The organism is Marinomonas foliarum (assembly GCF_016906065.1).
GTDB classification, from domain to species: Bacteria; Pseudomonadota; Gammaproteobacteria; order Pseudomonadales; family Marinomonadaceae; genus Marinomonas; species Marinomonas foliarum.
Genome location: NZ_CP070273.1, coordinates 2,196,377 through 2,208,968 on the forward strand (window position 1 = coordinate 2,196,377; position 12,592 = coordinate 2,208,968).

The following is a 12,592-nucleotide window of genomic DNA, read 5'->3' on the forward strand; positions in this document are numbered from 1 at the left end:
TTTTTTATTTTTTAAATAAAGTGTTTCATTGACTCTCTGGCTTTGTATGGCTTAGTTGTTGCTTGTAAGTGATGTGCCTGCCTTTGTTTTAATTAGATGGAATCTTCGTATATATGACGATTAAGTCGCGCTTTTTACTCTCTACCACGTTCATTTTGGTATTAACTTGTTTCTTCTCTTGGCTTTCTATTCGTGTGCTTGCTGAAGATATTGTTGTGAGTTGGGTCGAGCGTTATGCCGAGAAACAAGCTAGATACGATAAAGTCAGAACCTTATTACCCCTAATTCAAGAAATAAACCTTTCTAAAGAATTTGCTGAGCTGGAGTCCTTAAAAGCGTGGGCAAAGCAGCCAAATAATGATTCATTAAAACAGCAAGCTTTGCTCGATACAGAGACGTTCAGAATGCGCTTTGCAGAGAAGTCCTACTTTATTGCATTGAAAGGGAGTGAGCGTTATTACTACAGCGACGAGGCTACCTCGGGGAATTTTTATCGTTATACCCTCGAGTCTACGAAAGAATCAGACGCTTGGTTCTATCAGATCATGGAACAAAATCTAGATCTCCATCTGAATGTAAACCCAGATGTAGAGCTAGGAGTAATTAAATTGTGGACTGATGTGTTAATCCGTCAAGGTGACGACGTCTTGGGGGTTGTTGGAACGGGGCTAGATTTGTCTGATTTTTTACATCAGATGGTTGAAAAACAAGATATTTATTCAGCAATTGTCTTTACCAATTATGAAGGCTCTATCCAGCTTCATCAGAAGGAGGAGTTGATTAACTACTCCTCTATAACTAAAAATGCCAAGGGTAAAAAGCTGGTTTTTCAATTGCTTGATGATGAAGAATCAAAAACTCGCCTAAAACAGTCTTTTGAGAGAGCAAAAGACAACCCAAATCAGACCGAAATGATCTCAGTGGATAAAGATGGGACTCGTCAGCTAGCCAGTATTATTTACATTCCCGAAATCGATTGGTTTCAAGTGAACTTTATTGATATTAATCGCTTTCTGCCATTGAGTGAGTTCTCCGGTCTGTTTATTGTCTTTTTTGTTAGTCTCGTTTTCGCCTTAATTATTTTTTATATTTTGTTGTCATTAATCGTTACAAGACCGTTAGCGGAATTAGACTTGTCTATTCGTCAGTTAGGTAAAAACCACTACCGTGCGCCCAAACTACGCTACTTTGCTGGTACTGAAATTAAGCGGCTGGTATCCCATTATCAAACAATGTCGACCTCTCTTTTAGAGTATCAGCACGAACTAGAAGAAAAGGTAAAAGAGCGAACGGCTGAATTAAATCGACTATCAACATTAGACCCTTTGACTGAACTATATAATCGCCGCGGTTTTGAAATACATATGAAAGAGTATTTGCAGTCGTGGCAAAAGGACCATGAACCCTTTGGTCTGATCAATGTTGATGTCAACGAGTTTAAATTAATCAATGATCGACTGGGCCATGCGGCGGGGGACTTTGTCTTGCAAAAAATAGCCTCTCATCTCTTGAGTGTGGTAGATAAAAAAGGTGTGGTTGCAAGGTGGGGTGGAGATGAGTTTCTAATTTTGGTTAGGGGAAAGCAGGAACAAGACCGTATTTCTAAACGCCTGCATGATGACAAACTTTTGCATGGAATTGACTTTAATGGGGATCAGATCTTCCTCCAATTTAGCATCGGAAATGCATTTATTCAGGAAAACGATACATTAGAGTTACTTTTAAATAGAGCTGATAAAGCTATGTATGAAGAAAAATTTCATGCGAAAACCTCTAGTTAATTAAGTAGTAAAGATCGATGTAAAATATAAAAAAATAGCCGTTTTAAATACAAAGTCAGTACTAATTTTTTTATTATCTTTTTCTAAATTTTAGCTAAATTTCTTAAGGTATTAATGAAGTGAGTTATTGATTTAAGCATAAGAGAATTAAGTAAAAAATAAGAATCAAACCTGTTGTTGGATTATTGTAATAACGTAACTGAAATGTATTATTAATTTTGAAAACATATGTTTTTGTGAAGTCTACTTATTATAAAAATAACATTCAGGTCTGAAAATTATGAAAAAAACGATTCTACACACTGCCATTGTTGGAAGTCTTCTATCCATCGGTGCAGTTCAAGCCGCTCCTTCCTTTGATGGAAATTTCGAGTTAAATACCGATGCCATTTCTAAAGCAGAAGGTGATTCTACATACAAGCAAGATGGTCGCCTTGAGCTAAACGTGACAGGCAGACACACAATGGGTGATAGCTTCTTCGCGGGTAAAGGCTCCCTTCTTATAAAAACAACGGGCGACGCTGTTGTTGATGATGCTTACGTCCAATTTGGTAATAGCACTTGGGACCTTCAGGCCGGTCGTTTTGAGGCAGTAAATCTGTTCCCAAAAGGCAAAGATACCCTCATTGAACACGTAGAAGCAGTAGATGTTTATGAAGCGAACATGACTCGCGGCCGTGAAGGTGATGATACTGGTCAGTTTGCTTTACACTTCAATGCGAGCGAAAGTGTTAAATTTGAACTTGCTACTCTTTATGGCGATCCAAATATCGATGAAACCACAGAAGATAAAGCGACGGCTATCTCTGGTATTAGACCTTCTGTAACCTTTGCTGCGGGCGCCGCGACTATTACAGCGGGCTATGAAAGTGTTAAGTATGATTTGGCAGCAGGCGGTGAAGTTAAAAAATCTGGTTATGCAGTCTCTGCTAATTTTGATGTGGCCGCTGCGAACGTTAATCTTGCCGCAACGTTCGGTAAAGATCATGAAACCGATGAAAAAGTGACTTCTATGATGGCAAATATGACATACGGTAACTTTGGTCTAGGTCTTATTGCTTCTTCTGTCGATGAAGGAACGAGTGATGATCCTTCTTTGTTAACCACTTATATTGCTTACACAGTGCCAGTGTTGGATATTGAGAATGCAACGGTGACCTTTGCTGGTTCATATTCAACGGCTGATAAAGTGGCTGCGGGTACAAATGATAAAGTAACTGCAGCACGAGTTCGATTTAACTATGGCTTCTAGCGTTTAGTTAAAGGTAAGAGCAATATTATTGGTTATTCCCTTTTCTGGTGATATTGCTCTTCATCGTGGTTATTTTCCTGTCCCACTTTTCTTCTAGTACACTTTACTTATTCGAGTGTAGATATCTTTTATCGAATAAAATGGCTTCCCATACAGATTTACGTTATTAAATATCTCACTCTGACACCATGGCGAAAATAAATGAGCCAAAGTGCCTGTGTGAGAGAATGAATTACTTAGCCGTTTCAAATGGGTTTTGTTGCTGGCTTTCTTCTGCATCATGGCTGTCATGTTTTAAATCAGCCAGCACTTTATCGGTTAATTTATAGCTGTATAAAAAGATAGCTAAACCGATGGTCGCACCAATCGCGTTACCTAGGTTGAGAGCGTCCCACATGCCTTGAATGACGGCTGGAGTTTGCTGTACAGCGTTTCCTGCAGTGGTTTCAATAAACCCAACCATAGCGAGATAACCCATTGCAATTGCCCCTCCAACCGCTGTTGTCGCTTTATTCGCAAAGGTTTGAGTTGCAAAGGTGACGGCTTCAAGGCGTTTACCTGAGCGTATATAGCCATACTCAATACAATCGGCAATGAAAATACTTGGCATAATCAGAGTGACACCAAGAGCAACAGCTTTGATCATGGTTAAAGCAACGAATGCTTCGATATGTTCATAGCCAATTACCCATGTAATCAAAGACAGAATGCATAGGGCGGCAGAAGCCCAAGCGAAGGTGGCAATTTTTCCAACTTTACGAATACCAATCGGCACTAATGGTGATGCCAGCATAGCTGGGCCAATCATGGCGAAAAGGAATAAGCCGGAAAGAGAGGGATCATTAAATACATCCCGTGCGATATAAGGCATTAAGGTAAAGGCAACGTTAGATCCACCAATAAAAACAAAGGCAAGGATAAACATCAGCAAGTATTTATTACCAGTGACCGTGCCTAATATTTGCTTAAGCGAGGGTATCTCTTGTTTTACTACGTGGCGTTCTTTTACTTTGCGAATGGTTAACATCAGAAGCATGGCAGTGAAGCACATAATGACAGCCGCCAGCGTCCATTTCCCACCGAGTTTTTCGACCAACCAAGGTGCGCTAATCATAGCGATGACCATGCCCACAAAGCCGCCAAAACGCACAAAAGAATAGATTACATTACGTTCGTCTTTGTTGTTGGTCATGACAGTGCCAATAGCGTAAGCGGGGGCATCAGAAACGGTATAGAGCATGCCCCAGCCTACATAAGTAATGAAGGCATAGACTATACGAAGCCACATTGGCTGCTCCGCTAGGTAATCACCGAAGGCAAAGACTAATACGGTAGCAAGAGGAACGGCCCAAGCAATTGCGTTCACCCAAGGTTTGAATTTACCGCCTTTAAAACGACTTCGCTCGACAAGAACAGAAAGAATTGGGTCATTAACCGCGTCCCATACTCTGGCTAAAAGAAAAATAATGCCCACTGTGCCAGCGGATAAACCGAGTACAGAAGTGTAGTAAATGCTGATAAAGATAGTCACAAACATAAAAATAATGTTTTGACCGGTGAAAAAGGTGTAATAGCTTACGCGTTCACGAAAACTGGTTTCATAGTTCGAGTTCGACATAATGGTCTCGTTGTTGTTTTTATTGTTTATTAACTAAGCCCTTCATTACGCATCAGTGATTCGTTGTAATGAAGGGCTTTTTAACAGAGTTAAACGATAATGTTTAAGCTCTTGTTTCCTTGTTATTTAACGAGGCAATAAGTTGCAAAATCTGATCTTCAGAATATTGCTGGCTATTGAATACTGGCAAATTACGTAATGGCATATCCGCCACCATGGACTCCGCCATCAGGCGATCGGCTTGTGCCGCAGAGTCATTCTGATCGCCGCCCATCATTTGGGTAAATACAGAAAGCATGCTTTCAAACAGAGGTTTGCCTAATGGTTCGTTGGCAATGTCACCCAAGGTTGAGTTCACCGTGTAAGGCTTAGTAGGAGTGGGGGCGGGAATGTCGTAACCTAATAACGCAGTGAATGCCGCGTCATTAAAATCACGTTTTGCAGGCTCAAAGTAGGTTTTTAATGCAGCATTGGGCTGTTTCTTTGCCACTTCCGTGTCTAAGGTAATATTGGCGGTATCGCGAATATCTTCTATAGAAGAGCCAATATGAATCTGATATTCATCGCTCTCAGCTATCCAAGATGATTGAGCTTCATCCCAATAGGCAAAGGCACGATAATCCAGCTCAAGCGCGATTTCTTTGCTTTCACCTGGTTCTAAGAAAACCTTTTCGAAGGCTTTTAACTCTTTGGCTGGGCGAGGTTGAGAAGGGGATTTTTGCCCAACGTAACACTGTACAACTTCCGCGCCGGCTTTATCGCCGGTGTTGGTGATAGTGATTTGTAGCCTAATAGCGTCATTTTCTTTAAATGGTGAGTGATCGCCACTTAGTAAGGTTAAATGGTAATAAGTGAAGCTCGTGTAAGACAAACCATGACCGAAAGGAAAAAGTGCTTTCGTGCTGGTGGTATCAAAATAGCGATAACCGACCCAAATAGCCTCGCGGTATTGCACTTGTTTTGTGGTGCCTGGGAAATAAGGTTGGCTTGGTACATCGTCTAAATTTGCTGGGAAGGTTTCAGCCAATTTACCACTGGGGTTTACCTCGCCAGAAAGCACTTTAGCCACCGCTGAAGCACCGGCTTGTCCGCCTAGATAAGCTTCCAGTATGGCGGGTACCTTGTCGACAAATGGTAGAATCACAGGTGCGCCATTTTGCAGCACAACAAGGGTTTTATTGAGCTGTTCGCCAAGCTCAGCGATTAGGTCTAGTTGCACCTGTGGCAGATTTAAATGCTGACGATCAAAGCCTTCTGATTCGTATTTTGGCGTCAGTCCTGCAAACAAAAACACCACGTCTGCTTGTTTTGCTAATTCAATAGCTTTGGCGATTTCTGCCGCGTCTTCTTTATCATTGAGATGGTAGCCAGCAGTGTAACTGACATTATCGGCACCAAACTGTTTTTTGATTTCGTCGAGAGGCTGTTCCAATTTGAATGGATTAATTTTAGAACTGCCTGCGCCTTGGTAGCGAGTGTTGTTAGCTAATGCGCCAATAACAGCGATTTTCTTTCCTGCAGCCACTGGCAATAGACCATCATTTTTTAACAGCACACAGGTTTCTTCCGCGACTCGCGCAGCGAGTTCATGGTGAGCATTTAAGTCGGCTTTTACTTTATCGCTTTCTAGAGAAACTTGTGATTTTAAAATCAGTTCCAATACGCGAGCGACAGATTTGTCTAACGCTTCCATCGTCAGTTGACCGCTCTCAACAGCAGCAATGATCTTCTTGGTATTCATATCGCCAGAGCTTGGCATTTCTAAATGCTGGCCATTCTTGACGCCTTCAACGCGGTCGTTATTGGCGCCCCAATCGGTAACAATAATGCCTTCAAAGCCCCATTCTTTAACAAGAATGTCGTCGAGCAATTGTTTGTGCTCTGCCGCGTAGGTGCCGTTTACCTTGTTATAAGAGCACATGACTGTCCAAGGTTGGGTCTGCTTAACCGCTCTTTCAAAAGCTGGCAGGTAGATTTCGCGTAAGGTTCTTTGGTCAACAACGGCATCGACCGTCATACGACAATGTTCATGATTGTTGACTGCGTAATGTTTTAGGCTAGTGCCCACGCCTTGGCTTTGTACGCCTTTGATCCAAGCTGCAGACATGTCGCCAGCCAGTAATGGGTCTTCGGAAAAATATTCGAAGTTACGACCACCCAATGGGTTACGTTTAATGTTAGTGCCAGGGCCGAGCAAGACCGACACATCTTCAGCGCGGCATTCTTTGCCAAGCGCGACGCCCATATCTTCAATTAACTTGGTATTCCAAGATGCGGCAAGTCCTGATGCAGTTGGGAAGCAGGTAGCTTTTACTGCTGCGTTTAAACCAACGTGATCGCCTTCGCCGGCTTGTTTGCGTAAGCCATGAGGGCCATCCGTTACCATGATGGAGGGTAAGTCTAAGCGCTCAATACCATGTAGGTTCCAAAAATCCTTGCCGGTACAGAGCATGGCTTTTTCTTCTAGGGTTAGTTCGGTTAAGAGTTGTTTTATTTTTGTATCACTCATCGTTTTCATCCTTTTTAAGGTTGTCGAGATGGTTTCATACCATCGAGTAGTAATTGAATTAACACAGGGGTGAGTTGCGGAATGGCCTCTTGTTCAATTTCCATTAAGGCATTTTTGCGTAGCAACATTCGGCGGAAAAAAGTTGGGACCGCATTGAATAGGGTTACCGCTAAATAAGCGGCTGGAATATCGGTTCGAATACTGCCTTCGGCTTGTCCTAGGGCAACAATGTCAGAGAGAGATTGGCTGACCGTTTCTGGTAATAATTGTGTCAGTTTTTCACGGAATTCGGTTGGTATACGTGATCCAGCATAGTAGCCATCAAACTCGGCAATAAAACGGTCATCGTCTTCGTATTGAGGATCAGAATAGGCTTGCATTAACACGCCAAGACCCTCGCGAATGTTGGAATAATGGCGAGCTTTGATTTTTTCTATGATGTTTTCATAAATATCGATCTTACGAGTCAGCACCACCACAAGAATGGCGAAGCCCAAATCGTATTTGTCTTGGTAATAGCGATACAAGGTATTACGACTCATGCCAGTGGCCGCCGCAATGTCTTTCATTTGAGTATCAGCAAAGCCATTTTCGATAAAAAGGGTTTCAGCAATGTTGATGATTTTGTCCCGAGTTGCCTCGGTTTGGTGAACCATTCTAGCAATCATAATAATGTTACACGTGTTATATTTTTTGAGGTAATTTAAGAGCTGATGAGTTTATAGTCAATGACTAATTGCACGATCAGAGGTTAAAAATGAGTAAATGGAATTGCAGCGAGAGAATTTAGAATAAAAAAAGCCTTTGCCTCCATTGTGGAGAAAAAGGCTTAAATTTTTATAAATCAATAGTTTAAATCATTATTCAATGACGCGTAGGGTCATCAAATCACTGTCTTTGGTGATGACCAAACTTGGATCAACGCGCAAACAACTGCCAGCGTAATGTCCCGCTACCGAGAAAGTACAGACTTGTGAGCGATATCCTTCAATGTCTGGTAGCTTCCATAGCGCTTGGAAGATTTGATCTTGATGAGCAAAGCGCCCAGTCGTCTCTTCCATTAAGTCGTCTTCACCGTCGTACAAGCTGATGTTAAAGCCACAGCGCCCCGCAATCGGTTTGCTCACATAACCGTTGGTTTTTAACGCATTGCTTAATTCAAAGGACGATTCCAATAAATAGGGATGATCGGGAAAAAGCAGCCATAAAACCGGTAAAATCGCTTTATTGCTTGGAATAAGCGTCCAAAGAGGTTCGTATACCATGACATCTTTACGCAATAATACATCGACTAAACGTGGTGCTTCGCTGCGTGCTACATCGGTTTTATAGTCGCGTAGACGTTGTTCATCGTCATCGCATTCGGCGCGGATTTGATCCAACGCGGTTTCCCATGCCCATGTCTTCCATACCCAACGAATTTTAACACCGTCAGCGTCGACTACATCGCCATCTTGGTCCCAGCGCAAACTGCTGACACCTTTGATAACCTTACAATTGAGTCCGGCTTTTTCCATGGTGCGTTTCATGAAAAGAGCGTGATAGTTCTCTTCTAAGTCTGTGTCCTGCATGATGTGAATCACACCTTTTACCGCACTGTTTTTCCACGCTTCGATCAATTCATCGACCAATTCTGTCGCAGAACCTTCGCCTTCCGCTACGCCATAATGCGTGGCCCACTTGTCTTGAATAATACCGGCTTCCATGTAGCAAGAGGCTGAGTCGCAGTTGTATTCGTATACCTTGATGCCTTGAGCAGACAAGCTGAAATCAAAGCGTCCGGTGATCATCTGGTTGCGACGGTTGTCCCAAGATTGATGGATTTTAGGCCACAAGGCAGGAGGGATATTAAAGCTAGAAAGCAGATCATCGTTTTGCAGCACATAATCGGTAGCGTGCATAAACAAGGCGTGTAATTCATTGGTCGCGCGTTTTAGTTCTCGTTCAGCGGACTCTGTCATCACCATGTATTTGTAGTCGTCTTCCGGTCGACTGGCGAGTTTGTGTCCGCCCATCATGTCGACAAAGGCTTCTTCCGCTGGATTCGCTATATTTAGCCAAGCACGAGAAGCTTGGCCTTTGTTTGGCACATGGCGAATTTGTAAATCAAACAACGCTGGGTCGTCTGGTTCAATATTTTCTGCGTGCAGGTCATCTTCAGTTTGGATGACCCAACCCATAATGGACGCATCGCCATAGGAGCAACGCAGCCAATAACCACCATCTTTGCTGATACGCGCATCAAGCACGCGAGAGTAATCTTGGCCTTCTTCCCACACTTGATGGCCGACGTTTTGCTCGACCAAGTACAAGCGATCCGGTAAAACTTTAGTTACAATCGCCACATGGCCGGTAACTTCAAATTCACCGCCTTCGTTCCAAATCAAAAGAGCACCGACTTCAGGATGTCGTAACGAGCCATTGCGAAATGATTTCAGTGGCAAGCGGCTTTCATCGGCAATGAGCCGAGCTGACGTTAAACGAAAAATATCATAAGCCATAGCAACATCATCAAAGATATAGCCTTTATTGAGATACAACCAACGCCTAGCAAACTCCACGCATTGCCACTTGTAGCCCATGAAAATGCCATCTACATAACTACGATAGGCATGCCGGTTGGGCAACTCATTGTCATCGGCGGAATCATAGTCGGAAGAGTAAACGGGCACATTGCCTGGCGCTATACCTAACAGGGTGCCAAAAGGCGCGATTGGCCTGCTGGAGTCGGATGTCATTAGCTTGAATTCCCTCACACGAAACGTGTTCAAACGGGTAAAAGAAAGTCGACATAAATGTCGTCTGATGCTCGCAATATAGTCCTTGAAAAGGTGACCTGCAAGCACTCTTGATGCTTATTTTTTGATCTGTATTTAAGAGAAGTTTGAACGACTATTCAGGAAAGAAAGTGCACGAGATTGTTTTTTAAAATAACTGCCATATCTAGTGTTTATCCTTTCTATAAAGATTGAAAATTATTCTGGAGTTCATCATGACAAACACAGCCACAAACCTGTTCAGCCCAGTAAAAGTGGGAAACTTAGAGTTACCTAATCGTTTTATCATGGCGCCTTTGACTCGCACACGTGCTCCTGGTCATCAGCCAAATGCCTTGATGGCAGAATATTATGCTCAACGTGCCAGCACAGGTTTGTTGATCACCGAATGTACTATGGTGACTGAGGGAACATCAGCCTTTGGCGATGATCCAGGTATATATTCCGCTGAACAGATCGAAGGCTGGAAGCTAACGACAAACGCCGTCCATGAAAAAGGCGGCCGTATATTTATGCAAATTTGGCATGGTGGTCGTGCTTGTCATCCGTTATTAAATGGTGGCAAAGAAGCCGTTTCTGCCAGCGCGATTGAAATCGATGGTGAAACTCATACTCCTGAAGGCAAAAAGCCCTACACGGTACCTCGTGCATTAACCGTGGCCGAAATCAAAGACATTGTGGGAGATTTTCGTCAGGCGGCAATCAATGCAAAAGAAGCAGGATTTGATGGTGTTGAAATTCATGGTGCTAATGGTTATTTGATTGATCAATTTTTGCGTGAAAGCTCGAACCAGCGCACAGATGAATATGGCGGTTCCTTGGAAAACCGTGCCCGCTTCTTAACGGAAGTGATCGAAGCGGTTACAGACGTATTTGGCTGCGATCGAGTTGGCTTGCGCCTATCACCACTTAATAGCTTCCAAAGCATGAAAGAAGGCGATCCTGTGGCATGGACTCGCTTCTTGAGCGAACATTTAAACCGCTTTAACTTAGCGTATTTGCATTTGATGCGTGCGGACTTCTTTGGCGAGCAGCAAGCCGATGTTGTCAGTGTCGCGCGTGACGCTTACAAGGGGCATTTGATGGTCAATATGGGCTACTCGCCAGAAGAAGCCAACCAAGTGCTAGCAGATAATCAAGCGGACAGCGTGGCGTTTGGTAAAGATATTCTTGCCAACCCAGACTTTGTTGAACGCGTTCAGGCGGGCGCTGAATTAAACGAGCCTAACCCAAATACCTTCTATACATCTGGTGCCGTAGGTTATACCGATTATCCATTTATGACTGCGTAGTCTCAGTTAATACAAGCTCAATCTGAAAACGCCAAGGTGAATGCCTTGGCGTTTTTTTTGTTGAAATTGTTAGATAAATTAAATGATTATCTCATCATAAAATTATTCTCATTCAAAGAGGATTGACGAAGGATCCTTAAGTCTTTTAACTTAGTTAAATTTACTTTCGCTTAAGGCAACATATCGTGACCATCTCTTCTACTCTTACTTCCAAATTGCCATCCGTCGGCACCACTATTTTTACCAGAATGTCAGCATTGGCGGCGGAAAAGGGAGCGATCAATTTGTCGCAAGGCTTTCCAGATTTTCCGCCTGATGCGCGATTATTGGCGCGTGCCTCGCAGGCGATTTTAACTGATAATAATCAATACTCGCCCATGACTGGCTTGCCAATATTGCGAGATGCGATTGCCAGCTTGGTAGAGCGTCATTATGGTCGAAAAGTTAACGCACTTAGTGAGATTACAGTGACGAGCGGTGCGTCGGAAGCCATTTTCGATACGATTGCCGCCTTAGTTCATAACGGCGATGAAGTGATTTTGTTCGATCCCGCTTATGACTTATACGAGCCAGCGGTGACGTTGGCGGGCGGTGTTTGTAAACGAGTGACGTTAACGGCACCGAATTTTCGCCCTGATTGGCAGGCGTTTGCTGAATTGCTAACGGATAAAACACGCTTGATATTAATCAATACGCCACACAACCCAACAGGAAGCTGTTGGCTGGCTGAGGATTTAGAATCTTTATGGCGAGCGATTGCGAGCCGAGACATTTATTTACTGTCTGATGAAGTGTATGAGTTTATTCACTTTGGTGAATCCGCAGTAAGTGTTCACAAACATGCGGAGCTTTCAAAGCGTAGCCTAGTGGTCTCGTCTTTTGGTAAAAGTTTTCATTTAACAGGCTGGAAGGTGGGTTATGTTGTGGCGCCAGCGGAATTAACTGTGGAGCTTCGCAAAGTACATCAGTTTGTTTCTTTCTGCACAGCAACGCCTTTACAACAGGCCTTGGGAGAACACCTAACCGCTGAACCCGAAGCAAGCACTGGCTTGGCCAGCTTTTATCGCCAAAAGCGTGATGTATTGAGAGGCGCATTAGCTAGCAGCCGTTTTAAGCTATTGCCTTGTGAAGGCACCTATTTCCAATTATTGGACTATAGCGCGATCAGTGATTTGGACGACGTAGCGTTTTGCGAATGGCTTATTGATCAAGTCGGCGTAGCCGCGATTCCAGTGAGCGTTTTTTACCAGCAAGCGCCAAGAGATCAGCGCATAATTCGTCTGTGTTTCGCTAAAGAAGAAATTACTCTATTAGAAGCCGCTCGTCGTTTAAGTGAGCTTTAACTAAATAAAAAAGCCAACAT

At 43.2% G+C, this 12,592-nt stretch carries 8 protein-coding genes; 4 read left to right on the forward strand and 4 right to left on the reverse strand.

What is annotated here, in order from left to right; genetic code table 11:
- Positions 1-113: 113 nt before the first annotated feature.
- Together JSY38_RS10130 and JSY38_RS10135 are read left to right on the forward strand one after the other, a co-directional pair.
- A complete protein-coding gene (locus JSY38_RS10130) occupies positions 114-1,781 on the forward strand; it encodes a GGDEF domain-containing protein (RefSeq protein WP_114413146.1) in 1,668 nt (555 codons plus the stop codon).
- Between the two features lie 280 nt (positions 1,782-2,061).
- Positions 2,062-3,033 carry a carbohydrate porin gene (locus tag JSY38_RS10135; protein ID WP_205113146.1) on the forward strand — a complete coding sequence of 324 codons (972 nt, stop codon included), beginning with the start codon at positions 2,062-2,064 and terminating at the stop codon, positions 3,031-3,033.
- A 232-nt stretch (positions 3,034-3,265) separates the two neighbouring features.
- On the opposite strand, the gene JSY38_RS10140 is transcribed toward JSY38_RS10135, so the two are convergent.
- The 4 genes from JSY38_RS10140 to gss all read right to left on the reverse strand — a co-directional run bounded on the left by JSY38_RS10140 (position 3,266) and on the right by gss (position 9,898).
- Positions 3,266-4,651 (reverse strand): MFS transporter, encoded by a 1,386-nt coding sequence (locus JSY38_RS10140; RefSeq protein ID WP_205113147.1) that lies wholly within the window; start codon positions 4,649-4,651, stop codon positions 3,266-3,268.
- 103 nt (positions 4,652-4,754) lie between these two features.
- Positions 4,755-7,160, reverse strand: coding sequence for a glycoside hydrolase family 3 C-terminal domain-containing protein (locus JSY38_RS10145; protein ID WP_205113148.1), 2,406 nt, complete (start codon positions 7,158-7,160; stop codon positions 4,755-4,757).
- A gap of 14 nt (positions 7,161-7,174) precedes the next feature.
- The gene (locus JSY38_RS10150) at positions 7,175-7,816 is read right to left on the reverse strand and encodes a TetR/AcrR family transcriptional regulator (RefSeq protein ID WP_239543941.1); all 642 of its coding nucleotides are present in this window, start codon (positions 7,814-7,816) and stop codon (positions 7,175-7,177) included.
- A gap of 204 nt (positions 7,817-8,020) precedes the next feature.
- Entirely contained in the window at positions 8,021-9,898 is a 1,878-nt protein-coding gene (gene gss / locus JSY38_RS10155; RefSeq protein ID WP_205113150.1) for a bifunctional glutathionylspermidine amidase/synthase, read from the reverse strand.
- A gap of 254 nt (positions 9,899-10,152) precedes the next feature.
- Between gss and JSY38_RS10160 the strand changes: the two genes are divergently transcribed.
- Complete coding sequence (locus JSY38_RS10160; RefSeq protein ID WP_205113151.1) at positions 10,153-11,229, forward strand: alkene reductase; 1,077 nt, start codon at positions 10,153-10,155, stop codon at positions 11,227-11,229.
- A gap of 185 nt (positions 11,230-11,414) precedes the next feature.
- Positions 11,415-12,572, forward strand: a complete 1,158-nt coding sequence (locus JSY38_RS10165; protein WP_205113152.1) for a methionine aminotransferase — start codon at positions 11,415-11,417, stop codon at positions 12,570-12,572.
- Positions 12,573-12,592 lie beyond the last annotated feature (20 nt).

What these genes read in the sequence shown, in the direction of transcription:
- JSY38_RS10130 (WP_114413146.1), top strand. Translation starts at nt 114, where the DNA reads ATGACGATTAAGTCGCGCTTTTTACTCTCTACCACGTTCATTTTGGTA.
- JSY38_RS10135 (WP_205113146.1), top strand. Translation starts at nt 2,062, where the DNA reads ATGAAAAAAACGATTCTACACACTGCCATTGTTGGAAGTCTTCTATCC.
- JSY38_RS10140 (WP_205113147.1), bottom strand. Translation starts at nt 4,651, where the DNA reads ATGTCGAACTCGAACTATGAAACCAGTTTTCGTGAACGCGTAAGCTAT.
- JSY38_RS10145 (WP_205113148.1), bottom strand. Translation starts at nt 7,160, where the DNA reads ATGAGTGATACAAAAATAAAACAACTCTTAACCGAACTAACCCTAGAA.
- JSY38_RS10150 (WP_239543941.1), bottom strand. Translation starts at nt 7,816, where the DNA reads ATGGTTCACCAAACCGAGGCAACTCGGGACAAAATCATCAACATTGCT.
- gss (WP_205113150.1), bottom strand. Translation starts at nt 9,898, where the DNA reads ATGACATCCGACTCCAGCAGGCCAATCGCGCCTTTTGGCACCCTGTTA.
- JSY38_RS10160 (WP_205113151.1), top strand. Translation starts at nt 10,153, where the DNA reads ATGACAAACACAGCCACAAACCTGTTCAGCCCAGTAAAAGTGGGAAAC.